Below are 23,485 nucleotides of genomic sequence, written 5' to 3'. Positions count from 1 at the left end.
TAACCTCTACAATCCTAATTGAAATTTACGTAATCCATGAAGTTTATTAGTAAGATCTTCTATCTTTTGTTGATCTTGCTTTTCATCCCAAATCTCTAAAATTTGTCTTTTAGCATCATCTACACCAATGTTCTTGATTATAGAAATAATTCTAGAGTCAAAACTATTAACGCCATATTCATTACATAAACTATTCAAACGATTAAGAATAGCCTCTTCTTTTGCTTTTTGAGCGGCTTCTTGACGTTGTTTTTCTATTTCTCTAGCACGTCTAGCTTCTGCCTCGCGTTTTTCAGCTTGTTCTTTTTCTAATCGAGCTCTCTCTTCCTCTCTGCGGCGACGCGCTCTACGCTCCTCTTCCTCTCTATCATCACTAATTGATTTTGCAACTGCGCCTGCGATGCCTACAACTGCTGCACCAATAATCCAAGGTAATGCCATAATTTAGTCCCTCTCTGTTAGATTGATTTTAAAATTTGATCAAGTTGATGTGAAAATGCTTGGCGTTTTGCTTTTCTCTCATTTTTTATTAATGAGATCTCGCTATTTATTTCTGAAATACGATTATTTAATAAACCATCTAATTCAGTTTTAAGTTTATTTATTTCAGTTTCTCGTTGTTTCTGTACCGTTTTTGTTAAACCTAAAATCTTTTGATTTAATTCAGGTATTCCACTTCGCTCCATTAATTGGGGTTGTTGTTTCTCTATACCAGTTAGATAACGTTTCGCAGATACCAAAATTGGTTCGAATAGAGGTACTTGCTCTCTAATACGCTTAACAGCCTGCACTTGCTGTTCTGCATTTGTTTCATCGATTTGGGTAAGTACCAATAATTTATTATCATTTTTAGAGGTATTTAATAGACGTTTAATGTGTTCAACTTCCTCCTTATCTAACTCACCTGCTTTCAATGTATGAATAATTAACACAATATCCGCAGAAACAAAGACCCCTTTATTTGCTTCGAAATCATCTATTCCGTGAACATCAGCACCTAGTCCTGGCGTATCAAGCCACGCTAAATTATTCTTTTGATCTAAGAATACTTTATTAACTTGCGTTTCTCGTTTATCAGATGCTTTAAAATAATTATTTTGATTGATTAAAGCATTGAGCAATGTGCTCTTGCCGTGGTTATATTTACCAAAGACCGCAACACAAGGTTTATCACTTGTCGATGTCAAGTGAATATACCGCTCAATTTTTTCCCGATAATTTGGGAATTGATTAATGAATGCTTGAGTTTCTTTCTTGCTAAAAGCCATTTTTATTTTCCTTATTAAAGAGTAGATAAAATTTATTTAAATTTGGTTATATATTGCTGCAAACTAACAATTATCTTCTCTTGCAACTCTGCAGGACTCACAATCGTCAAATGCGGAATCCAATACTGAACTACTGGCACAATATCCAGCTCGTTTACATTCTTGCAAGAAAGCAATAACTCACCGTTTTCGAGTTTTCGAACCAGATCTTGATTTGGCAATAGATTTCGACGTGTAAAATACGGTGCTGCAAAACTTGACACTTTAATCACGACTTCACTAAGCTGATTGCCGTGCGAAATGCTATCATTAGTTTTAATCTCTTCGATAAATTGTTGGTTTGGTTCGAAAGTTTCATTTAACGTTTTGAGCATTCGCATTTGGGTGAAACAGAAGGTCTTTTTCTTGCCTTCGTCTGTACCGATGAGATACCACACGCCGTTTTTATTAATCAGGCTGTAAGGTGCAATTTTGTAAAACTTTCCTTCTTTTTGACCGCTTTTAGTGTAGTTAAAATCGATCATTTTATGGTCGTCAATCGCTTTTTTCAGCAAGTCGAATTCTTTTTTAAGTTGGCTAATATCTTCATATTGCACACCTTTCACTTGCACGCTTTCGGTAAGCTTTTCTTGGTAAAACTCGCGGTTAATTTTGTAATACCGCGGCCCTTTTTCTTCCCAATCGAGGAAATCAAGGCGTTCATTAAAATCGCGTTGTAATGTGCGTAGCGACATTCCGAATTTTTCTGCCATTTTTTGTAAATCAACCCGTTCACCTTCATTCAAAATAAATAGAATTTCGACAAACCGTTGCTTTGAGCTTATACTGTTTTTCATTAGATTCTCCTATTTGATGAGGCGAATTATAAGAATGCAGAACGACAAAGTTTGTCGTGTTGGAATTTATTTAAAAATTTTGACAAGAAAAAAGCCATAAAATTGACATATTGGCAATACGTCAATTTTATGGCTTTTATTTGGAAAGCAAAAAATAAAGGACTACAATCCTGATTGATTAATTGATTGATTGATTGATTGATTGATTGATTGATTGATTGAGCAGCATTATATCTTCCGAGGTTTCATATGCAAATGAATAAAGTCTATCGAATTTATGATACAACTTCAATAAACAAGCGGTTAAAATTCGGGAATTTTTTGCAAATCAACAATATGCGTGTATGATACAGCTACTCTTTTGGTAATAAAGGAATTGATACAATGAACAAACAACAAGTTTTAGACGCTTTTCATTTTCGTGCAGCGTGCCGTGCTTACGATCCTACACGCAAAATTAGCCGTGAAGATATGAATTATATTTTAGAACTCGGTCGCCTTTCGCCAAGTTCGGTAGGTTCTGAACCGTGGAAATTTTTGGTACTACAAAATGTGACAATTCGAGAGAAAATCGCACCTGTTTCGTGGGGCATTAAACACCCAATGAATGAAATGAGCCATTTAGTCGTGATTTTAGCGAAGAAAAATGCCCGTTTTGATAGCGAGTTTTTCTGCACTTCGCTAGAAAAACGTGGCCTAACGCCTGAGCAGATGAGTGCAACCATTGCTCGTTATAAAACTTTCCAAACTGATGATATTCAAATCTTAGAAAGTGAGCGTACTTTATTTGATTGGTGTAGTAAACAGACCTATATTGCATTGGGTAATATGATGACAGGGGCAGCACTGATTGGCATTGATTCCTGTCCAATTGAAGGATTTAGTTACTCTGAAGTGAATCGTATTCTAGCCGAAGAGGGCTTGTTCGATCCGAATGAATGGGGTGTTTCTTGTATGGTTACTTTTGGTTATCGTGCCAAAGAGATTAAGAAGAAATATCGCAAGCCTACTGAAGAAGTGATTGAGTGGGTTGAGTAAGGAAATTGTACAGAAAAGCGGTCAAAAATGACCGCTTTTTTACTTATTTATTTTACCAACTTCAAATGTGTTGGTTTTTTCTTCACGATTTTTTTCGGTTTCTCTTCTTCCGATTTTTTAGCAGTACGAGCAAGATAACTTTCTTCGCTGTAATATTCTTCCTCTTGGAACATTGTGCCGTCGCCTGTTTCTTGAGCATAAAGTGCTTCAGCTGCACCAAATGGAACGTACAAATCGCGAATCATTCCTTGAAATCTCGCACTAAATGAAATGCCTTCATCATCTACCACATAATTACCAATGGAACGTGGCGAAATGTTTAAGATGATTTTTCCATCGCGGATAAACTCAATCGGTACATCCACATCAGGATAATCGCAATTAACCAACAAATAAGGAGTGTTGTTGTTATCGCAAATCCAACTGTAATAAGCGTAATAAATATAAGGGCGTAATGGTTTCATTAATCTTTATCATCCATTAAATGTTTAGGGGCTGCACCGCCCACAGATTGCATAAAACTATCGCGCTTAAATACACGGTTCATATAGTTTTTCACAGGTTTTGCTGCAGGACCAGTAAACTCTACGCCTAAGTTAATCATACGCCAGAGTAATGGGGCAATATAACAATCAGCTAAACCAAACTCTTCGCTCATAAAATAAGGCATCGCATCAAAAACAGGGGCTAATGCTAAAATTTCTTCACGAAGTTGAGCTAATGCTTTTTTACCTTGGGCTGAAGCAGGATCTTTATTTACGATATCAATTAAAGAGTACCAATCTTGTTCAATACGGAACATGGTTAAACGGCATTTCGCACGTAAAACGGGATAAACAGGTAAAAGTGGCGGATGAGGAAAACGCTCATCAAGATATTCCATAATGATGCGAGAATTGAATAATACTAAATCGCGATCAACCAATGTCGGCACGCTACCGTATGGGTTTACTTCCATTAAATCTTCCGAAATAGCATCTGGCGTGATATTTTCAATTTCATAAGGCACAGCTTTTTCTGCTAGCACGATGCGAACTTGGTGGCTATAAATATCACTTTTTTCTGAAAATAAGGTGGTTACCGAACGTTTATTTGCACTACTCGTCATTTATCTTTCTCCAATAATTCAAGCTCATTAAATCTGCTAAAAATAGTAGCGTATTATAGCATAACAGCTTGATAAAATCACAGGTTTTATTTTTTGTACTTTTTGGGGAAAGGACGATAAAATCTCACCGCTTGAAAAAGCAAAGCAACCGTTTGCTTTTTGTGGTATCCTACGAAAACTTTTAATTCAAATAGAGAAAAAATATGACTAATAAAGCTGAAATTGCCATTGTTATGGGCTCTAAAAGTGACTGGGCAACGATGAGCGAAGCAACCCAAATTTTAGACCAATTTTCATTACCTTATCACGTTGAAGTGGTTTCTGCTCATCGTACGCCAGATAAACTGTTCACTTTTGCGGAAAATGCAGAAAAAAATGGCTATAAAGTGATTATTGCAGGTGCAGGTGGTGCGGCTCATTTACCAGGAATGATTGCAGCGAAAACGATTGTACCTGTGCTTGGTGTGCCAGTAAAAAGCTCTACGCTAAGTGGGGTTGATAGCCTCTACTCTATCGTGCAAATGCCAAAAGGCATTCCTGTTGGCACGCTAGCAATTGGCCCTGCTGGTGCCGCTAATGCGGGTTTATTAGCTGCTCAAATTTTAGCTGCATTTAATCCTGAACTTGCTCAAAAACTCCACGCTTTTCGCCAAGCTCAAACTGAGCTCGTGCTAAATAATCCTGATCCACGAGCGGAATAAATATGGCAAAACGATTACTGATTTTACACACTGGCGGTACGATTTCAATGAAAGAAGGCGAAAATGGTAAAGTATCGCCTTCAGCTCGTAATCCATTGTTAGATGCGTTAGAACGCCTTAATCACCCTGCTGAATTACATCAAGAATCTATTTTTAACGTGCCTTCTCCACACATCACGCTCGATCACTGGCTTGTACTAAAATATCGTATTGAAAAAGCAGCCAATGAAGAACATTTCGACGGCATCGTGATTACTCACGGTACAGACACGCTTGAAGAAACAGCTTATTTCCTTGATTTAGCCCTCAATATCAACGTGCCGATCGCTATTACTGGTGCAATGCGCTCAAGCAATGAACTCGGTTCAGACGGGTTAATTAACTTGCAAAGTGCTATTTTGGTGGCATTAAGCAAGGATTCGAAAGGCAAAGGCGTATTGGTGGTCATGAATGATGAAGTCCATCATGCAAAATTTGTGACCAAAACGCACACCACGAATGTGGCAACGTTCCAAACACCTACTTTTGGACCTTGCGGATTGATTACTAAAAACAACGTAATCTATTTCCAAAAATTAACCGCTTACGAAAGTTTCCCAGTACAAAAAATTACCAAAAATAATATTCAATTAGTTAAAGCCTATGCGGGAATGGATAGCTTTTTACTTGAGCAGCTTGCCCATCACGGCTGCGATGGCGTGGTTATTGAAGCACTTGGAGCGGGAAATCTTCCACCAACTTCACTTAAAGGCGTGCACGCATTACTTGAGGCGAATATCCCCGTTGTACTCGTATCACGAGCTTTCCACGGTGTAACTCAAGATGTATACGACTATCTTGGTGGAGGTAAAGAACTCAAGCAACAAGGGGTGATTTTTACTACAGGTTTAAGCGGACAAAAAGCACGCATTAAATTGTTGGTTTTACTCAACCAACAACGCGAAAAACCACTTTCTCACTATTTTTAACTCTGATTTAGGTTCACTATTATGAAAAAAATGATGCAAACTCAAAGCACAATCTACCCTCCTATTTATGTGCTTGGCAACGGACAATTAGGCAGAATGCTACGTTACGCGGGGGCACCACTGGATATTGATGTTATCCCTCTCGCCTTTGATGCACCTGTCTTTGAACTGGCAGAAAACGGCATTATTACCGCAGAAATCGAACGTTGGACAGATACACCGCTGACGCAACTGCTTAGCAATCACAAAAACTTCGTGAACCTCAATGTGTTTGGGCGATTAGCCGATCGTTTCACGCAAAAATCATTACTTGATCAGCTTCATCTTTCTACTTCGCCTTGGCAATTACTAGAAAACCCTAATCAATGGGAGCAAATTTTCAAAAATATTGGTGAAAAAGTCGTGGTTAAGCGACGTACTGGTGGCTATGACGGACGAGGGCAATGGATTGTCACCAAAGAAAATATCGAACAAATCACGCCAGATCTGTTTGGTGAAGTGATTGCGGAGAAATTTATTCCGTTCGATGGCGAAATTTCGATTGTTGGAGCAAGATTTAGAGATGGTTCAACCCGTTTCTACCCTATTACTCATAACCTACAACAAAATGGTATTTTGCGTTACAGCGTGTCAGATGTCACGCTGCCTAAACAAGTCATTTTCCAACAACAAGCCGAACAAATGCTCGGCAACATTATGCAAGAACTAGAATATATCGGCGTAATGGCAATGGAATGTTTTGTAGTAGGTGATAAATTACTCATCAACGAACTGGCTCCACGCGTTCATAATAGTGGACATTGGACGCAACTAGGCTGTTCAATTTCTCAATTCGAATTACATTTAAGAGCATTATTAAATCTCCCAACGCCAGAACTCAAAACCACCGCTCCAAGTGTAATGGTAAATCTCATCGGTATTGAGCATAATAATGAATGGCTAAATCTACCATTCTCACAAGTACATTGGTATGGCAAAGAAGTACGTGTAGGACGTAAAGTCGGACATATTAATCTTACCCATCCTGATAAAGCAGAGCTAACAAAATTACTCGAACAACTCCGTCCAAATTTGACAGAAGATTTTAACTCTGGATTGGATTGGGTTATTGAAAAATTGAGTGGATAAAAAAGAGCAGGCAAATGCCTGCTTTCTTATTACTGCTTATGCGGCAACTTCTTCCAAGTGACTTCATTACGTAAATAAACAGGTTCGATTTCATCAACCGATTTTACATTCCCTTTCTCAATTTCTTGTTTGGCTAAAGCAAGCATATATTTTGCTGAAGGCAAGGTAATTTCACTGATTACAAGCAGTAGATTTTGCTCAGCAAATTGCGGATAAGCAGCCCAACCTGTACCCACCACGGTAATCTTTTCGTCATCTAATTGAAACTGCTCTAACGCACGTTCTGGCGAGCAAACTTGCTCTTTTACTTTCTCCATCCAACCGTTTTCAGTACGAATTAATTGCGAAAAATAGACCTCATTCATTCTGGCATCAATCAAGGCAATCACTTCTGTTGCACCTAGCTCTTGATAAGCCTGCTCTGCCATTGTGGTCAGATTTGAAATCGGCACAACATCAAGTTCTGCACCCAGTGCCAGACCTTGAGCTACCCCCACGCCTACACGTACGCCTGTAAAACTGCCAGGGCCTCGACCGAAGACTAAATAATCCAACTCTTTGATAGAAAGATGAGCATTTTTTAATAAACCATCTACCATCGGTAAAATGCGTTGCGTGTGCGTTCTTGGGCTAAGTTCATCTTCAAAAGTGATGTCGCCTTGATGCAACAAAGCCACCGAACAAGCTTCAGTGGCAGTATCTAAAGCGAGAATGGTATGATTCATTCTAAACTCTCTAATTTGTACGTAGAAGCAAGGTTTATCCCTGCCCTTATAAAATGAAAATAGGACGGGGGATAAACTCCGCCCCTACGATTGATTATTTTTGATGTTTACGACGACGTTCTTCAACTGCTTCTGCTAAAGCGAATAGTGCTTTTTCGCTATCTTCCCAGCCGATGCACCCGTCGGTGATGCTTTGTCCGTAAACTAAATCTTCAAGCGTTTGTCCTGATTTCAGATCTTGGCGACCTTCGACTAAATGACTTTCGATCATCACGCCTGAAATTAAATCTGAACCGCCAGCAATTTGTTTGCAAACATCTTCACATACATCCATTTGACGCTTAAACTGCTTACTGCTGTTCGCGTGGCTGAAATCCACCATTACGTGTGGGCGATGACCTGATTTTTCGATCTCTGCACACACTGTCGCAACTGATTCTGCATCGTAATTTGTGCCTTTATCACCACCTCGTAAAATGATGTGGCAATCTGGATTACCTTCAGTCGATACGATTGCCGAATGACCAAATTTGGTTACGGATAAGAAATGGTGTGGCGATTCTGCTGATGCAATTGCATCTAATGCAATTTTTACGCTGCCATTGGTACCATTTTTGAAACCTACTGCACAAGATAAACCAGAGGCTAATTCACGATGTACTTGTGATTCTGTCGTACGAGCACCAATTGCCCCCCAACTCATAAAGTCTGCCATATATTGTGGCGTGATCATATCCAAAAATTCACCCGCTGCTGGCACACCTAAATCGTTAATATCTGAAAGCACTTTACGACCTAAACGTAAACCATCGTTTAATGCGTAAGTTTCATTCAAATATGGGTCATTGATTAAGCCTTTCCAGCCCACAGTGGTACGTGGTTTTTCGAAATATACACGCATCACCACTTCAAGATTTTGGTTAATTTTTGGATTTGCACGCATGGCTTTAATTCGATTAGCATACTCAAGTGCAGCTTTTGGATCGTGGATCGAGCAAGGCCCAATCACCACTAATAAGCGATCATCTGCACCGTGAATAATTCTGTGAATTGCTTGGCGTGTTTTTTCCACTGTTTCTGCTGCAAAATCGCTTGCAGGAAAACGCTCTAATAAAGCAATCGGTGGTAAAAGTTGTTCAATATTTTTAATACGAAGATCGTCATTTTTATAAGACATTGTGTTTCTCTCTTGTTGTGTTATGAGTAAGTGGCTATAAAGGTAGTAGAATCAAATTAAAATGTCAAACGGTTTGTACTATTAAAGTAGTACAAAATTACTTTGATCAATAAAATTTATACAAATGATGGATAGATATTCATTGAAAGCAATAAACAAGCGGTGATTTTCGCAAGATCTTTTGCAAAATACTCAGCAAAAATCGCCGCTTATTTCTACTAACGTTAAATAATTTCACGCTTACCGCGTTTATCTGGTGAGGACAAAATCCCCTCGCGTTCCATCTGGTCTAAAATACGTGCTGCACGGTTAAAACCTAAACGAAGATGACGTTGCAAACCACTAGCCGAAGTAATGCCTGTTTCTTGTACAAAAGCAACTACCTCATCAAAACGCTCATCTAAATCGCCACTACCGCCCGTCTCTCCTACCTCTTCATCGGCAGGCGACTCCAAAATACTCTCAATATATTCTGGCTTGCCTCGTGCTTTCCAATTATCCGCCACATTCACGACATCATCATCGCTCATATAAGCCCCATGCACACGAACCAACTCCGGATTGCCTGCTTTGGAATAAAGCATATCGCCTCGACCTAGCAAATTTTCCGCACCAATGCTATCTAAAATAGTGCGAGAATCGTAAGGGCTTGCCACCGTAAACGCAATACGGCTTGGAATATTCGCTTTAATCACGCCTGTAATGACATCGGTTGATGGGCGTTGCGTTGCCAAAATCAGATGGATACCAATTGCACGTGCTTTTTGTGAAATACGCATAATGTATTCTTCCACCTCTTTGCCTGCAGTCATCATAAGATCAGCAAACTCATCCACCACCAAAACAATGTAACTGAGTTTGCCCAACGCAGGCGGCATTTTATCCATTGAACCGCCCTCTTTCCAACTTGGATCCGCAATTGGCATTCCCATTGCTTCAGCTTCATCAATTTTATTATTGTAGCCTGTAATATTACGCACATTTAAATGAGTCAGTAAGGTGTAGCGACGCTCCATCTCATCCACAGCCCAACGCAAGGCATTTGCCGCTTTTTTCATATCGGTTACCACTGGCGTTAGCAAGTGCGGAATATCGTTATACACCGAAAGTTCAACCTGTTTCGGATCAATCATAATCAAGCGAACTTGTTCAGGTGTGAGCTTATAAAGCAAGCTCAAAATCATCGTATTAATCCCAACCGATTTACCACCGCCCGTTTGCCCTGCCACAAGTAAATGTGGAGTGTCCACCATATCCATAATCACAGGTTTATTCGCCAAATCTTTACCCAAAATCATCGGCAATTTGGCTTGGGTATAACGGAATTCATCGCTTGCGATCAAATCTCGCAACCACACAATTTCACGATGCGGATTCGGCACTTCAATCCCCATATAAGGCTTACCTGGCACCACATCGGTAATCCGAATAGTAGACATCATTTCGCGGGCTAAATCACTCGCCAACGAGGTAATTTTCGCTGCCTTTACGCCCACTGCGGGTTTAATCTCATAACGGGTAACCACAGGACCCACTAATACATCCTCAACCGTCGCTTTCACGCCATAATTTGCCAATGCAGTTTCAATGCGGCGAGATGTTGCAATAATTTCGCCCTCGGTCATCTGCTGACCGCTTGGATGATGCTCTTCCAACAAATCCAATGTGGGTAAGGGGGTCGTCGGTTTTTCTAATTTTTTACTCCCTTGCAACAACGGATGAATTAAGGTTTCACCGTAGCCTCCTCTGGGATAGTCGGGGGTTTTATGCCCTTCCGCACCCACGGCTGCTTTTAACGGTGTAGTGAATTTTGACGGTGTAGGTTCAGTACGAATTTGCACATTGGTTGGCAAGTCCGTTTCAAAATAGCTTGAACCTTCCGTAATCTTATTAAAAGTATGCTCTAAGCCTACCGCTTTTGCTCGAGCCTCAAGTTCTGCTAAACGCTGGCGTTCCATTTCCGCAAACTCACGTTCACGAATCGCATCAAAATCTTCATCTTGCTCTTCGCTTTCTTCCGTCTCCGCCATCACTTTAATCACAGGTGACGATTGCATAAAATGCGGCATTTCAGGCTCAAATGCCACTTGCTCAGCCATATCAAGTTCAGGATCTTCATTTACTAAACGCACGCTAATTTGGGGTTGAGCGGTCGGATTTGCGAGATTTTCTGCAAAATCCACCGCTTGTTCTACTCTCTCCGCTTGTGGTTCAATCGGATTTAAACGCACTTTGGGTAGTTCAACATTCAACCCAATCTTATTTTCGGTTTGGGCTGGCAGTACTTCCGTTTCAATCTCAGGTAAATTAATTTTCGGCAGTGGAAGCTCTGTATGAATATCGGCAGGATTAAACAGATGCATCTCCGCTGTTTCCACAACCATCGTTGGTTTCATTTCAGAAGAAGGCTCAGCGGAAGCTTTTTCAATAGAAGATTGATGTAGCCCACTGATATTGGGGCGTTTAAATATTGTAAGATCTGTTAACTGTTCATCTATCGAAATGACAGTGTCTACACGCTCGTCTGTTGGTTCTTCAGCTGCAAGCGGTAAATTTTCATTACCCAATTGCAAATCATCTTCGGTTGGCTTAACTTCGGCTACGGATTTAACTTGCAGAGGTTTTTCTTCCGCTGTGGTATCTTTTGCATTTACCCAATCATAGAAATGAATTAATAATGGAATAAGCGTTTGACCTGAGCAAAAATAGAACCCGATTGCGGTCAGTAGCATTGCCACAAATAAACTACCGAATTGTCCAATATGCTCACTCATCAAGCCTTGACTCATCGCCCCTACAAAACCGCCCGCCAGATAATTCGGCGAGTTCGATAAAATCGTATTCGCTAAGCCTGCTAAACCAATCATCAGCATAAAGAAGCTCAAACTACGGAGCAAAATGCCTTTCAAGGTTGCATTTGCTGCCCCTTGTGTGAGTAACATATAAGCAGAAAATCCTGTTAAACTAAACGGCAAGAGAAAGGCGACTTTGCCAAAAAAAGCATAAAGCAAATCGATCACCCACGCCCCAAACATACCCGTTTTGTTTAATGGCTCGCTGGTAGCGGTACTCGCCACCGACCACGCATTATCTAACGGGCTATAGCTTGCCCACGCGAGAATAAGATAAATCCCAAACAAGCCACAAAAGGCAAAAAGAAAATTAAAGGCAGTTTCTTTTCCTTTAAGTCGTCTAATCACAATGTTTCCTTTTTTTATTTAAGCAATAAATAATTTGTCTGTTTCACTTCTTCCATTACCACATAAGTGCGAGTATCGTTCACACCAGGTAAACGTAACAGCGTTGTACCAAGTAATTTACGATAAGCCGCCATATCGGCAACTCTCGTTTTGAGTAAATAGTCGAAATCGCCCGAAACTAAATGGCACTCTTGGATTTCATCTAGCTGCTGCACCGCTTGGTTAAATTCCTCAAATACATCAGGCTTACCACGCACTAGCGTAATTTCCACAATAACTAAAAGCGGTGCTTCCAGCAGTTCAGGGTTCAACAAGGCACGATAGCCCATAATCACGTTCTGTTTTTCTAAACGTTTAACCCGTTCAAGACAAGGCGTTGGCGAAAGCCCTACTCGTTTAGAAAGTTCGATGTTAGAAATTTTGCCATTGCGTTGAAGTTCGTTCAGGATTTTTAAATCAATTGCATCTAATGCACGGGGTAATTTTTTTGCTTCCATAATGTTTATCTCATTTTAATTAAATACATTCACCAATTGCTCGCCATATTCTTTTCGCCAACCGCATAATAACTCTGGCAAACGATCAGAAGATCGCCCTTTGATATGCCAACTAAATAGCTGATTTAACTGACGCTTGCTTGCCACCAGTTCAGCAGGCAGATCAAGCGGTCGAATTTCGGCAAGCTTTTGCTGCAAGGCTTTTAAGCTATATTTGTAATTAGGCTCATCCACTAAACGTACAATTTTGGCAGGATGAAGCTCCGTAGGGGTATTCAAGCCTTGCTCTACTAAACGTAAGATTTTTTTGCCATGTCTACGTACTTCATTCGGGTGCATAAAATCTAACAATTGCGAAGGATTTTTTGGCAAAATACGAGCAATTTCATATAAATTCGATTCTTTTACCACAAAATTCAAAGCTAAATTGCGACTTTGTGCCTCTTCCGCCCGCCATTTTGCCAGTAATTTTAACACAGCTAGCTGCTGCGGTTCTAACCGCCACGCATTTGAAATTTTGATGTAAGCTTTGTCTAAATCTTCCTCGCATTCACGCTTCGTTAAAAAAGCGGAACACTCTTCATTCACGGCATTTTGCCAATTTGTTTGAGCCAATTCTGCCTGCATTTTCTGATAAATCGGCAATAAATACCACACATCCGCCGCGGCATATTGCAACTGGGTTTCGCTTAATGGACGCACAAGCCAATCTGTACGCGAAGCTCCTTTGTCGAGCTCAACATCTAAATAATGCAACACCAATTTTGCAAAACCAACGGATGTGCCTAAATTTAAGAAAGTTGCCATTACTTGCGTATCTACCAACGGTGTAGGCAATTGGTTAAAAGCACATTCAAACACTTCCAAATCTTCACTGCAAGCATGTAATACTTTGGCAACGTCTTGATCGGCAAGTAACGCAACAAAAGGACTGAAATCTTTAATCGTCGTTGGATCAATCAAACTGACTTGCTTGCCATCAAATAGCTGAATTAGTCCCAGTTTCGGGTAAAAAGTTCGCTCACGGATAAATTCCGTATCCAACGCTACTACAGGTACTTGGCGGGCACTTTGACAAACTTCAGCTAATTGCTGCTCATTTTCCACCCAAAGGTAGTGAATTGATGAATTCATTTCGGCTTTTCTCGTGATTTTCTTTAAATTTAAAAATAAATATGTGAACTAGATCACATTATGCGTATAAATTGGTTGTACTTCTACAAAATTCCCGCAAAATATAAAAACAAATGGAGCAAATAAAAAATAAATTATGGAGAACGTCAATTAATGATTACTGGCAATAAAATTCAAAATATAGGCAATATTTACCGTCTAACCGAACAGTTTGAACTCATTTCTCGTACCGATCTTGCTAAACTCTCAGGGCTTGCCCCCGCTTCAATTACCAACATTACAAAACTGTTGATTGATAAACAATTTATTTTAGAACGTAGCGTGCAAGATTGTAACTCTCGCGGCAGACCAGCAGTCGGGCTTTCTGTTTCTACTTTTTTCTGGAAACAGCTCTGCCTCACGATTTTTGCAGACCATCTTACCATTTCGCTTTGTAAATTAGATGGCTCAGTCATTCACCGCCAAGATTATACCTTTTCTTTAAGCGATTATCCTAACTTAGATGAGATTATTGCCGAAAACTTGCAAACTTTCCGTCAAAATCAACCGCTTAATGATGCACAAATTCTCGCACTTTCCATTGCTGTCGTTGGACGCATTAACGCTGAGAAAAACACCATTGTTCAACTTGGACAGCATTCGTTGAAATGTCGCATCGTAGAGAAATTACAAGTGGTTTATTCTCAACCAATTTTGCTCAATGAGCATTTCCACCTCTGGTTATTAGCAGAATCTACGCTAGGTAGTTTAATTGGCGATGATAATGTGATCTTCTTACAAATTGACGATGCCATCCGTCTCAGCATTCTGTTGCGAGGTGCATTATTACACGAGCAAAATATGAATGTAGATCATATGCTAATGCCTCGTTTTAGTGCATTAAGTGATGAGATTTACCCTGAATTAGACAGCATCGAACGCTATCAACTCAACAATCAAGCAAGTTTACAGGCGTTAATTCAATTGATCGACAAACATCTACCCAAAAACTGCGAGATGGATGACGAGCATTTGAAAGAGACAAAAATCACCCATTTCTGCGAACAAGTGGAAGCAAAAAATCCAACAGCACTGGCTATTTTAGAGCATATTAGTAGCAATTTAGCCTATATGTTAATGAATTTAGTCAATATTTTCTCTACCGAAAAAATTTTGTTTGATTCTCCACTGCTACGCATTAAAGCCCCTCTCTTTGAGCAAATCACACAAAAATTGAATGAAAAAATGATCAATCGCGATCTCAATGTGCAATTAGTGACAAGCCATTTTGATAAAAACTGCACTTTGATCCCGTGTGCAATGATAAAACAGGGAATTTATGAAGGAAGTTTGATCAAGAACATAATCCCTGATTAAAAAATTCGATAGACTAAAGGGTATTCATCCGGTGGGTCTTAAGCCCACCATTTTCTATTTTATTTCTTGGTGAATTAAAAACCAGCTAACCAAAGGATACCCTATGCCCTCTTTATTTATTACAGGCACAGACACCGACGTGGGCAAAACGATTGTAACCCGTGCATTATTGCAAGTTTTGACCGCAAATAATATCGTGGCTGTGCCTTATAAACCAATCGCTTGTGGGGGAGCAGAAGAATTACCCACAGAGCCAAATTTAGATGACTATGCAAGCGAAGATAATAGCGATGTTGTCACGCTTTTAAACAGCACTGCAGTGCCTGTTGGCTATCGTGAAATCAACAGCTACACCTTTATTCATTCTAGCACCCCTGTTTTTGCTGCCCTTGATGCAGTTCGAAATATTCACGTGGAAAAATTGGATGTTGATCTCGCACGCTTACAAAATAGCTACCACAATATTTTAGTGGAAGGCACTTACGGCTGGCTTACTCCGATTAACAAAGATTTGAGTTTTGCTGACTGGGTACAAAAAAATAATATGCCTGTGATTTTAGTTGTCGGCATCAAAGAAGGCTGTGCCAACCACGCTTTACTGACCGCTCAAGCAATTAAAGATAGCGGCGTTCCGCTTTTAGGTTGGGTCGCAAACCGCATCAACCCTGGATTACGACACTATATGGAATTAATTAAAATGCTTAAGCAAAAAATCCACGCCCCGCTTCTCGGACAAATTCCCTATATCGGGCATCCAGAACAGAAGGATCTGTCACAGTACATTCAACATCCTGAAACATTGTTAGCGTTTTTCAAGGAATAATAAAAAGAGCGTTTTAAATGATCAGCATCCCAAAAGGTTGGGCTAAATTTCTCACTGATTAAAGATTAGATCAAGCTAAACGCTCTTTTTTATTTTCCTTAATGATAGGTCTTCATAAATTTGTGATACGCTTTCAAAAAGGCTTCAAAATCATCTAGCCCGCAAAAGGCGATGCTCTCTTCGTTATAGAAATTAAAGCCCTCTTCCATCAGAGATTCATCAAAATCATCTTCTAAATTATTCGCCTTCACCATCACTTCATCGTTAGTGAAATAGAGGCTGTATTCCTTACCTTCAAATACAAATTCATACTGATTTGGATAAACTACTCTGCAACGTTCAATTTCAGTTAAAATAGCATCTAAAGCTTTATGATCGCCTGCGATTTCATTGTTTAGCCAACGGGCAAATGCTTCGTAATCCATTGAGCAACGGGCAATCACACCGTGCATCGTATGGGTAAATTGATATTCCATCTTTCCTCCGTTTAAAATTGGCTTATTATACGCTACTTATCTACTTCAAGCGGTTGTTTTTACTGAAAAATTTGCGACCATATTTCCCCGACAAAATCCCGTTCTGCTTCAAATTCACTCATCGGTACGCAACTTGGTTGGCGTAATAAATTCAAGTGATGAATACGGTTTCGCATTGCCGTGTAACAATGTTTGAGCTGTTCACCTGCTGGTTCAGTTAAAATGCCGTACGCCATTGCCGTGTCGAAAATGCGGACATTATCCGACCAAACCGCCATTTCTGGCGAGGTTTCTGCATTTGCTAACACTAAATATTGGGCGATAAATTCAATATCAGTAATGCCACCTTTGTCGGTTTTTAAGTTAAATTCGACCGCTTGCGGTTGGGTTAAATGCTGATACATTTTGGCTCTCATTCCTGTAATTTCTGCTTTAAGCGTCACCTTATCACGTTTTTGTGCTAAAGTTGATTGACGAATTTGATCAAATTCAGCTTTTAGATTTTCTGTACCATACACGCATCTTGCTCGCACAAGTGCTTGGCTTTCCCACGTCCACGCCTCGTTTTTCTGGTAGAAATCGTAGGCATTGAAAGTACTGACTAAAAGCCCTGCTTCGCCTGATGGTCGCAACCGCATATCCACTTCGTATAACACACCTGCACTGGTGTTGAGGTTAAAAATAGAGTTAATTTTTTGAGCTAATTTCAAGTAAAACTGATGGCTAGAGACCGATTTCCGTCCGCCAACTGTTTCACTATTTTCAGGGGCATTGTGTAGGAAAACCAAGTCTAAATCGGAATTGTAGCCCAACTCAATACCGCCCAATTTTCCGTAGCCAATCACCGCAAAACCTTTTTCATTTTCGCCCAAATACTCTGGTACGCCAAACCGTTGGCTCATAGCTTTCCACGCCATATTTACTACCGCTCCGATAATCGCTTCGGCAAGGTACGTGAGATGGTCGCTAATTTTCATTACAGGCAACACGCCCATAATATCAGCTGAGGCGATACGTAAAATCTGGCTCTGTTTGAATTGTCGCAACGCATCAATCAACGCCTCTTCGTCCTCTTCAGGAATACGAACCAAATAGTCGTTCAATGCAGGCTCATAATCACGGAAATCAATCACCTGCGTAAGCCCTTTATTGCTCATCAATTCATCCAATAACATTGGATAACGGGCAATCTGCTCGGCAATCATAATCGACTGACCACAAAGTGTAATCAGCTGTGGCAAGATCTTCTCTTTTTCCGTAAGGAGCTCCAAATAGGTAGTTCGGGTCGTGATTTTATCCAAAATCTTGAGCAATCGAGGCAGTAAAATTAGATAATTCGGTTGGCTGAAAATCTTATCAAGCATTTTCGGCAACAAGACTCTCAGCACTTCACGCCCACGCACGCCAATCGGTTTACGGCTCCAATCTTGTAGCGTTGTGGTAAGCCAGCGGAAAATCTCCGCATAATCCGCATCTTGCACAGCATACTCTTTCAGCACGCTTACCAAATCTTCTTCGCTCATTTCTAGATGCAAAATATCTCGCCATAAGGTAATTTGCTCGTTTACAAGCGGTGGATTTTCTTCTTCATCTTTCCCAATCAGTGCATTAAACACCGCCCGCACTTTTTCCTGATATTGCCCCAACACCTGCAAGAAATCCGCCCAATTTTGGATCGCGTGCTCTAGCCACATTTCTCCTTGTTCAGTTTCAATCAAATATTTCTGCGTAGCTAACATCAGGCATTGCTGAGCTTGTTCATCCGTTGGCAAGGTTTGGGTTTGCTTATCATCAATCGCCTGTAACACATTCTCCACTTGGCGGAAGAATAGGTATGCGGTACGTAAATCTGTTACTTGTTCTATAGTCAGTAAATTTAGCTCTGCCAAGCGAGGTAACACAGTCAATAGACTGCGTTCTTGCAAGATTTTATCGCGACCACCTCGCATCATTTGAAAGGTTTGCACGATAAATTCGACTTCACGAATGCCACCTGCACCCAGCTTGATGTTATCTATCAGATTACGACGAACCACCTCACGGCTGATTTTCTCTTTCATTTCTCGTAGCGATTGGATCGCACTAAAATCCAAGTAGCGGCGATAAACGAATGGGCGTAACATCTGCTTTAAATAGCGATGGTTGAGATTGCTCAAATCTTCACCCAAGATTTTCGCTTTAATCATCGCATAACGTTCCCAATCTCGCCCCTGCTCTTGGTAATAGTCTTCCATTGAGGCAAAACTAAGCACTAATGCTCCGCTATCGCCAAACGGGCGCAACCGCATATCGGTACGATATGCAAAGCCCTCGGCAGTTATTTCATCTAATGTCCGAATTAAACGCTGCCCAAGTCTGGTAAAAAACTTGCTATTTTCGACCGCTTTCCGCCCACCCACGGTTTCGCCTGCATCAGGGTAGACAAAAATCAGGTCAATATCTGACGAGAAATTTAGCTCCCGTCCGCCCAATTTTCCCATTCCTAAAATCAGCAACTCTTGTGGCTCATTCAGACTATTCATTGGCACGCCATATTCCGCACAGCAACGCTGATAGAGCCAATCACGAGCCTGTAAAATAATCGCCTCCGCCAAATCAGAAAGGGCTTGAAAAACAAACTCAACGCTGGCTAATTTGTTCGATTGAATAAAGCTAAGTGTTGCCATTTCACGATGGCGAAACAATCGAAGTTCCTTGCCTAATTGCGCCTCATCTTGCACATTTTGCAGCACTTGATCTAAACGCTCAGTATAATGTGTGCAATCTTGTGGACTAGGCAAATGTTCAAACCATTGATTTAATAATTCAGGCTGAGATAAAAGCGTGCGTTTTACAAAACTAGACATTGAAATCGCATTCATAAGCGGTAGATTTTCTGCGATTTTTTGCGAAAGTGCTGGAGGGAATAGGGATAGTGGCATAAAAGCTCCGAGATTTGGTCAAATTCGATGCTTAATTTACTGCTTGTAAAACAAAATCGCAACGCTTACTTTCTTACTCTTCTAGTTAATTTAGACTTGCATTGTTAGACATTTCACATTAGAATGTGTACCTCTTATCATAGCTGAGTTAGAGATCGGCTATTGATGTATGTTCAACCCTTAACAAAAAGGAAAATTAAGATGTCTCTAAGCGTAGAAGCAAAAGCACAAATCGTTGCTGAATTTGGTCGTGATGCAAAAGATACTGGTTCTTCAGAAGTTCAAATTGCATTATTAACTGCTCAAATCAACCATTTACAAGCTCACTTTGCTACACACAAAAAAGATCACCACGGTCGTCGCGGTTTATTACGTATGGTTTCACGTCGTCGTAAATTATTAGACTACTTAAAACGTACTGATCTTGCTAAATATTCAGAAATCATTGCACGTTTAGGTTTACGTCGCTAATTTCCGAAATTTGGAATTTGAAGACCGAGCAATTTTGCTCGGTTTTTTTATAAATTTATTTAAGGAATACTATGGCTTTTAGCTCTCTCTTTACCTTATTAGATGATATTGCTGCTGTATTGGACGATGTTTCTATTATGACTAAAATAGCAGCAAAGAAAACTACTGGCGTGATTGGCGATGATTTAGCCTTAAATGCAAACCAAGTCAGCGGGAAAAATATCTTACCTGAACAAGAATTACCGATTGTTTGGGCGGTTGCAAAAGGTTCGATTCTTAACAAGGCGATTTTAATTCCACTTGCTCTTCTGCTATCTATCTATTTACCGCAAGCCATCACAGTATTATTGATAATTGGCGGTGTTTATCTTTGTTTCGAAGGCGTGGAAAAATTATTGCATAAATTCTTACACGCAGAAAGTGCCGAAGACGAAAATAGCGTTTCAAAAGAAGATAAAATCAAAGGGGCAATCCGTACTGATTTTATTCTTTCAGCTGAAATTATTATCATCGCCCTCGGAGTATTACAAGAAAGTAATACAATAACCAAAATCCTTTCACTTTCTGCGGTTGGAATCGGTATTACTGTATTTGTTTATGGCTTTGTGGGTTTAATCGTGAAACTTGATGACATCGGTTTATGGTTGATGAAAAAGAAAGGCTCGTTATCGCAATTCATAGGACGCAGCTTACTCTTTATTATGCCGTGGTTTATGAAATCATTATCTATGATTGGCACCATTGCTATGTTTTTGGTCGGTGGCAGTATTTTCTCGCATAACGTACCTGCAATTCATCACTGGATAGAACATTTTATGGTTCCAGCATCATTCTCTTCTGTCATTGATTTTGTGATTGGAATTATCATTGGCACTATCGCTTGTGCGGTAATTTTACCTACGATGAAGTTGTTCAGTAAGAAATAGAAAATTAGATAGACTTTATACATACCCAACTAATCCCATAATAGTGAAATGGTTAAGTCTCAAAAACCGTTTGTAGCTTTCACTACAAGCGGTTAAATTTCGGCTAAATTTTACATTTAGCTTTTTAATATTTTCAGGCTAACATCAACCTCCAGCTAATTTCACCTTAAAACCTTTCTGCTCTAAAACTTGCTTGAGTAACTCTCGGTTATCGCCTTGAATTTCGATTGTACCGTTTTTGACTGAACCACCTACGCCGCTACGTTTTTTTAATTCTGCAGCAAGGAGTTTTAATTCGGTATCTTCTAAATCCAAACCTGTAATAATGCAAACGCCTTTGCCTTTTCGACCGCTTGTTTGGCGTTGAATACGAACGATGCCATCACCCTTTGGGCTTTCTTCTTTGGTCTTTTCTGGCTTAATTCTACCTGTCTCTGTTGAATAAACTAATGTCATAATAATTCCTATAAATAGCTCAGATAAAAATCCCCTCAAACGAGGGGATAAATAAGTTTTTGATTATGCGAAATTACGCAATACTTGCGTTAATTCTTTTAAGTACCGCAAGCGGATCTTCTGCTTGTGTGATTGGACGACCGATTACAAGGAAATCTGAGCCTGTTTCAATTGCTTGTTTTGGAGTCATTACACGGCGTTGGTCACCAAAATCACTTCCTTCAGGACGAATACCTGGAGTCACAAGTTTGAAATCTTTACCACAGTGAGTACGTAATACTTCTACTTCTTGTGGCGAACAAACTACGCCATCACAACCCGCACGTTGAGCCAGGTGAGCAAGACGAATTACTTGCTCCATTGGTGAAGCATTGATGCCGATTTGTAACAAATCTAAATCTTCCATACTAGTTAATACAGTTACTGCAATCAATAATGGTGCATCTTTACCGTACGGTTCAAGAATTTTACGAGCTTGTTCCATCATCGCTAAACCACCTGATGCGTGAAGATCAACCATCCATACACCTAAATCTGCTGCCGAACGTACAGCACGAGCTACAGTGTTTGGAATATCATGATATTTTAAATCTAAGAACACATCAAACTTACGTTCGTGGAGTTGTTTTACAAAATTTGTGCCAAGCGTAGTAAACATTTCTTTGCCCACTTTAAGGCGACAAAGCGAAGGATCAACCTGCTCCACAAAATTCAGTGCTTCACGCTCTGTTTCATAGTCAAGTGCAACGATAACTTTATTATTCATAAAAACTCCAATTAATGGGATTGTGGTTCAATACTGTGTATAGCTTTAATCGTTTCCCAGTGACGACAAGATGGGCAATACCAACTTAAACGGTAACTCTGGTAGCCACAATTTGAACAACGATACTTAAAACTTTTTCTAATCTGCTCGCCTACCATATTATATAGCAAAATCAGACTCTCTTTACCACTGCCCTCTTCCGCTTCGTTAATTTGGTAATAAATAAAACGATGGAAAGTGAGCATATTCGGGAATTGGCGTAACTGTTGATATAACTTGGATTGTGCAGCAATTTTACCATCTTTTTCATCAATAAACTGCGTTAATGCTAAATCAACGTTTGGGTTCTGTTTTACCTGATTTGCTTTAATTAAAAAGAGCTCATAGCCAGAGAGATCATTTAATGTTAAATAACAATGTTTAATCTTATCTAGTACTTCACCAATATAATCTACATTTTGACTAAGCACCGCTTCGTAATAATCTGCGGCTAAACGAAATTGCTTATTCTCTAGGTGAAATTCTCCTAACAACATAGAAGCTCTAGAACAACTTGGCAAATGAAATAATGCTTTATTTAAGGCATCTAAGAAAGCTTTTTGATCATCATTTTTTACTGCTTGAGCATATTCACAATAATAATGAGCTAGAGGTTTTTTGTCTGTGTCAGGAGAAATTTGCAGTAATTTTTCCGAAACATTTATTGCTTTTTTCCACTCTTTGGTTTTTTGATATATGACCATTAATTGTGTAAGAGAATTTACTGCAAAATCAGGCTCATCAAGCAATAAAATATAGTAATTTTCTGCACGATCATAAAAACCTGCCGCTAAAAAATCTTTAGCAAGTTGCTGCTTTGCTAATAATTTCTGCTCAATAGAATAATCTGGACTGGAATCTATGGCTTGATGGATTCGTAAAGCACGATCAACTTCGCCACGTGAACGGAATAAATTACCTAATGTTAATTCTGCTTCGAATTGTGATTCTTGAGAAATTTGATTTTCAGACTCTTGCTTTTGCAACATTGAAAGAAAAAGATCGACCGCTTTTTCTTGTTGATTAGATAATAAGAAATTTAATCCCGTTACATAATCACGGGAAAATTGATTTTGAACAGTCTCTTGATCCTTTTTAGCACTTCTCCGCCCCATATACCAACCATAGAGAGCTGCAACTGGAAGTAAAAGGAACAATAATTCAAGCATTATTCAGCCTTAGGCGAGGTCAGTTCTGTAATTTGCTGAGATTGACGTTTCACACGGCGGTTTAATGCAATATTTTGCAATTTGATTTTAAGGTAGAAAATACCTGTGATTAACCAACCTAAAATTAATCCAAATCCAAACAAGATGGCAACAAGAGTAGATAAGCGTAATTCGCTTTGTGCAATAACATAGTTGAATGTGATGAGCTGATCGTTATTCGCTCCAATAGTAATGCCAACTAAAATTACCGCTACTGCAATCACAAAACCTAAAATATACTTAATCATCTCTACCCTCATTAA

At 39.7% G+C, this 23,485-nt stretch carries 24 protein-coding genes; 8 read left to right on the top strand and 16 right to left on the bottom strand.

Features of this window, described 5'->3' with window-relative positions:
• Positions 1-6: 6 nt before the first annotated feature.
• The 3 genes from B0185_RS02225 to B0185_RS02215 are packed head-to-tail and all read right to left on the bottom strand — an operon-like array spanning position 7 to position 2,104.
• Complete coding sequence (locus B0185_RS02225) at positions 7-441, bottom strand: hypothetical protein (RefSeq protein ID WP_005705560.1); 435 nt, start codon at positions 439-441, stop codon at positions 7-9.
• Between the two features lie 17 nt (positions 442-458).
• Positions 459-1,268, bottom strand: a complete 810-nt coding sequence (locus tag B0185_RS02220; RefSeq protein WP_005705525.1) for a GTPase — start codon at positions 1,266-1,268, stop codon at positions 459-461.
• 32 nt (positions 1,269-1,300) lie between these two features.
• On the bottom strand, positions 1,301-2,104 hold the full coding sequence (locus B0185_RS02215; RefSeq protein WP_005705524.1) for a WYL domain-containing protein: 804 nt from the start codon (positions 2,102-2,104) through the stop codon (positions 1,301-1,303).
• 384 nt (positions 2,105-2,488) lie between these two features.
• Between B0185_RS02215 and B0185_RS02210 the strand changes: the two genes are divergently transcribed.
• A complete protein-coding gene (locus tag B0185_RS02210) occupies positions 2,489-3,142 on the top strand; it encodes an NAD(P)H-dependent oxidoreductase (RefSeq protein ID WP_005705455.1) in 654 nt (217 codons plus the stop codon).
• Positions 3,143-3,189: 47 nt separating this feature from the next.
• Here the strand turns inward: B0185_RS02210 and B0185_RS02205 are convergent, their stop codons facing one another.
• Together B0185_RS02205 and B0185_RS02200 are read right to left on the bottom strand one after the other, a co-directional pair.
• Positions 3,190-3,606: a ClpXP protease specificity-enhancing factor gene (locus B0185_RS02205; RefSeq protein WP_005705515.1), complete on the bottom strand. Its 417-nt coding sequence runs from the start codon at positions 3,604-3,606 to the stop codon at positions 3,190-3,192.
• Positions 3,606-4,250 (bottom strand): glutathione S-transferase N-terminal domain-containing protein, encoded by a 645-nt coding sequence (locus tag B0185_RS02200; RefSeq protein WP_005705513.1) that lies wholly within the window; start codon positions 4,248-4,250, stop codon positions 3,606-3,608. Before B0185_RS02200 ends, B0185_RS02205 begins: the two co-directional genes overlap by 1 nt.
• A 203-nt stretch (positions 4,251-4,453) precedes the next feature.
• On the opposite strand from B0185_RS02200, the gene purE reads away from it, so the two are divergent.
• The 3 genes from purE to purK are packed head-to-tail and all read left to right on the top strand — an operon-like array spanning position 4,454 to position 7,047.
• Entirely contained in the window at positions 4,454-4,951 is a 498-nt protein-coding gene (gene purE, locus B0185_RS02195) for a 5-(carboxyamino)imidazole ribonucleotide mutase (RefSeq protein WP_005705548.1), read from the top strand.
• Between the two features lie 2 nt (positions 4,952-4,953).
• Complete coding sequence (locus B0185_RS02190; protein WP_005705443.1) at positions 4,954-5,919, top strand: asparaginase; 966 nt, start codon at positions 4,954-4,956, stop codon at positions 5,917-5,919.
• A 21-nt stretch (positions 5,920-5,940) separates the two neighbouring features.
• Complete coding sequence (gene purK, locus B0185_RS02185) at positions 5,941-7,047, top strand: 5-(carboxyamino)imidazole ribonucleotide synthase (RefSeq protein WP_005705565.1); 1,107 nt, start codon at positions 5,941-5,943, stop codon at positions 7,045-7,047.
• A 29-nt stretch (positions 7,048-7,076) separates the two neighbouring features.
• On the opposite strand, the gene tsaB is transcribed toward purK, so the two are convergent.
• The 5 genes from tsaB to rnd all read right to left on the bottom strand — a co-directional run bounded on the left by tsaB (position 7,077) and on the right by rnd (position 13,780).
• Positions 7,077-7,772 (bottom strand): tRNA (adenosine(37)-N6)-threonylcarbamoyltransferase complex dimerization subunit type 1 TsaB, encoded by a 696-nt coding sequence (tsaB, locus tag B0185_RS02180; protein WP_005705478.1) that lies wholly within the window; start codon positions 7,770-7,772, stop codon positions 7,077-7,079.
• A 94-nt stretch (positions 7,773-7,866) separates the two neighbouring features.
• Positions 7,867-8,949 (bottom strand): 3-deoxy-7-phosphoheptulonate synthase AroG, encoded by a 1,083-nt coding sequence (gene aroG / locus B0185_RS02175; RefSeq protein WP_005705571.1) that lies wholly within the window; start codon positions 8,947-8,949, stop codon positions 7,867-7,869.
• Between the two features lie 224 nt (positions 8,950-9,173).
• Positions 9,174-12,149: a DNA translocase FtsK gene (locus B0185_RS02170; RefSeq protein ID WP_005705510.1), complete on the bottom strand. Its 2,976-nt coding sequence runs from the start codon at positions 12,147-12,149 to the stop codon at positions 9,174-9,176.
• 14 nt (positions 12,150-12,163) lie between these two features.
• Positions 12,164-12,646, bottom strand: a complete 483-nt coding sequence (lrp, locus tag B0185_RS02165; RefSeq protein WP_005705549.1) for a leucine-responsive transcriptional regulator Lrp — start codon at positions 12,644-12,646, stop codon at positions 12,164-12,166.
• 15 nt (positions 12,647-12,661) lie between these two features.
• On the bottom strand, positions 12,662-13,780 hold the full coding sequence (gene rnd, locus B0185_RS02160; RefSeq protein ID WP_005705541.1) for a ribonuclease D: 1,119 nt from the start codon (positions 13,778-13,780) through the stop codon (positions 12,662-12,664).
• A 153-nt stretch (positions 13,781-13,933) separates the two neighbouring features.
• Here rnd and B0185_RS02155 point away from each other — a divergent pair, with 153 nt between their 5' ends.
• Entirely contained in the window at positions 13,934-15,136 is a 1,203-nt protein-coding gene (locus tag B0185_RS02155; protein WP_005705544.1) for an ROK family protein, read from the top strand.
• A 103-nt stretch (positions 15,137-15,239) separates the two neighbouring features.
• Complete coding sequence (gene bioD / locus B0185_RS02150; RefSeq protein ID WP_005705475.1) at positions 15,240-15,959, top strand: dethiobiotin synthase; 720 nt, start codon at positions 15,240-15,242, stop codon at positions 15,957-15,959.
• Between the two features lie 98 nt (positions 15,960-16,057).
• Here the strand turns inward: bioD and B0185_RS02145 are convergent, their stop codons facing one another.
• Both B0185_RS02145 and glnE read right to left on the bottom strand, forming a co-directional pair.
• Positions 16,058-16,435 (bottom strand): YacL family protein, encoded by a 378-nt coding sequence (locus tag B0185_RS02145; protein ID WP_005705561.1) that lies wholly within the window; start codon positions 16,433-16,435, stop codon positions 16,058-16,060.
• A gap of 59 nt (positions 16,436-16,494) precedes the next feature.
• A complete protein-coding gene (gene glnE, locus B0185_RS02140; protein WP_005705554.1) occupies positions 16,495-19,356 on the bottom strand; it encodes a bifunctional [glutamate--ammonia ligase]-adenylyl-L-tyrosine phosphorylase/[glutamate--ammonia-ligase] adenylyltransferase in 2,862 nt (953 codons plus the stop codon).
• Positions 19,357-19,557: 201 nt separating this feature from the next.
• Here glnE and rpsO point away from each other — a divergent pair, with 201 nt between their 5' ends.
• A complete protein-coding gene (rpsO, locus tag B0185_RS02135) occupies positions 19,558-19,827 on the top strand; it encodes a 30S ribosomal protein S15 (protein WP_039851642.1) in 270 nt (89 codons plus the stop codon).
• A gap of 71 nt (positions 19,828-19,898) precedes the next feature.
• Positions 19,899-20,753 (top strand): DUF808 domain-containing protein, encoded by an 855-nt coding sequence (locus B0185_RS02130; protein WP_005705465.1) that lies wholly within the window; start codon positions 19,899-19,901, stop codon positions 20,751-20,753.
• 144 nt (positions 20,754-20,897) lie between these two features.
• Here the strand turns inward: B0185_RS02130 and yciH are convergent, their stop codons facing one another.
• The 4 genes from yciH to B0185_RS02110 all read right to left on the bottom strand — a co-directional run bounded on the left by yciH (position 20,898) and on the right by B0185_RS02110 (position 23,470).
• Positions 20,898-21,209 carry a stress response translation initiation inhibitor YciH gene (gene yciH / locus B0185_RS02125; protein WP_005705527.1) on the bottom strand — a complete coding sequence of 104 codons (312 nt, stop codon included), beginning with the start codon at positions 21,207-21,209 and terminating at the stop codon, positions 20,898-20,900.
• 73 nt (positions 21,210-21,282) lie between these two features.
• Positions 21,283-21,975, bottom strand: coding sequence for an orotidine-5'-phosphate decarboxylase (gene pyrF, locus B0185_RS02120; RefSeq protein ID WP_005705509.1), 693 nt, complete (start codon positions 21,973-21,975; stop codon positions 21,283-21,285).
• 11 nt (positions 21,976-21,986) lie between these two features.
• Positions 21,987-23,183 (bottom strand): lipopolysaccharide assembly protein LapB, encoded by a 1,197-nt coding sequence (lapB, locus tag B0185_RS02115; protein WP_005705493.1) that lies wholly within the window; start codon positions 23,181-23,183, stop codon positions 21,987-21,989.
• The gene (locus tag B0185_RS02110) at positions 23,183-23,470 is read right to left on the bottom strand and encodes a LapA family protein (protein ID WP_005705517.1); all 288 of its coding nucleotides are present in this window, start codon (positions 23,468-23,470) and stop codon (positions 23,183-23,185) included. Before B0185_RS02110 ends, lapB begins: the two co-directional genes overlap by 1 nt.
• Positions 23,471-23,485: the final 15 nt, after the last annotated feature.

The organism is Haemophilus parahaemolyticus (genome assembly GCF_002015035.1).
GTDB classification, from domain to species: domain Bacteria; phylum Pseudomonadota; class Gammaproteobacteria; order Enterobacterales; family Pasteurellaceae; genus Haemophilus_A; species Haemophilus_A parahaemolyticus.
Note: the sequence above shows the minus strand (reverse complement) of the source record. Positions and strands in the feature narration are given on the sequence as shown.

Coding starts and splice junctions, on each gene's coding strand:
- B0185_RS02210 (WP_005705455.1), top strand. CDS start 2,489: ATGAACAAACAACAAGTTTTAGACGCTTTTCATTTTCGTGCAGCGTGC.
- B0185_RS02205 (WP_005705515.1), bottom strand. CDS start 3,606: ATGAAACCATTACGCCCTTATATTTATTACGCTTATTACAGTTGGATT.
- B0185_RS02190 (WP_005705443.1), top strand. CDS start 4,954: ATGGCAAAACGATTACTGATTTTACACACTGGCGGTACGATTTCAATG.
- rnd (WP_005705541.1), bottom strand. CDS start 13,780: ATGAATTCATCAATTCACTACCTTTGGGTGGAAAATGAGCAGCAATTA.
- rpsO (WP_039851642.1), top strand. CDS start 19,558: ATGTCTCTAAGCGTAGAAGCAAAAGCACAAATCGTTGCTGAATTTGGT.
- pyrF (WP_005705509.1), bottom strand. CDS start 21,975: ATGAATAATAAAGTTATCGTTGCACTTGACTATGAAACAGAGCGTGAA.
- B0185_RS02215 (WP_005705524.1), bottom strand. CDS start 2,104: ATGAAAAACAGTATAAGCTCAAAGCAACGGTTTGTCGAAATTCTATTT.
- aroG (WP_005705571.1), bottom strand. CDS start 8,949: ATGTCTTATAAAAATGACGATCTTCGTATTAAAAATATTGAACAACTT.
- B0185_RS02220 (WP_005705525.1), bottom strand. CDS start 1,268: ATGGCTTTTAGCAAGAAAGAAACTCAAGCATTCATTAATCAATTCCCA.
- yciH (WP_005705527.1), bottom strand. CDS start 21,209: ATGACATTAGTTTATTCAACAGAGACAGGTAGAATTAAGCCAGAAAAG.
- glnE (WP_005705554.1), bottom strand. CDS start 19,356: ATGCCACTATCCCTATTCCCTCCAGCACTTTCGCAAAAAATCGCAGAA.
- tsaB (WP_005705478.1), bottom strand. CDS start 7,772: ATGAATCATACCATTCTCGCTTTAGATACTGCCACTGAAGCTTGTTCG.
- purE (WP_005705548.1), top strand. CDS start 4,454: ATGACTAATAAAGCTGAAATTGCCATTGTTATGGGCTCTAAAAGTGAC.
- B0185_RS02110 (WP_005705517.1), bottom strand. CDS start 23,470: ATGATTAAGTATATTTTAGGTTTTGTGATTGCAGTAGCGGTAATTTTA.
- B0185_RS02225 (WP_005705560.1), bottom strand. CDS start 441: ATGGCATTACCTTGGATTATTGGTGCAGCAGTTGTAGGCATCGCAGGC.
- B0185_RS02130 (WP_005705465.1), top strand. CDS start 19,899: ATGGCTTTTAGCTCTCTCTTTACCTTATTAGATGATATTGCTGCTGTA.
- bioD (WP_005705475.1), top strand. CDS start 15,240: ATGCCCTCTTTATTTATTACAGGCACAGACACCGACGTGGGCAAAACG.
- lrp (WP_005705549.1), bottom strand. CDS start 12,646: ATGGAAGCAAAAAAATTACCCCGTGCATTAGATGCAATTGATTTAAAA.
- B0185_RS02200 (WP_005705513.1), bottom strand. CDS start 4,250: ATGACGAGTAGTGCAAATAAACGTTCGGTAACCACCTTATTTTCAGAA.
- B0185_RS02145 (WP_005705561.1), bottom strand. CDS start 16,435: ATGGAATATCAATTTACCCATACGATGCACGGTGTGATTGCCCGTTGC.
- lapB (WP_005705493.1), bottom strand. CDS start 23,183: ATGCTTGAATTATTGTTCCTTTTACTTCCAGTTGCAGCTCTCTATGGT.
- B0185_RS02155 (WP_005705544.1), top strand. CDS start 13,934: ATGATTACTGGCAATAAAATTCAAAATATAGGCAATATTTACCGTCTA.
- purK (WP_005705565.1), top strand. CDS start 5,941: ATGAAAAAAATGATGCAAACTCAAAGCACAATCTACCCTCCTATTTAT.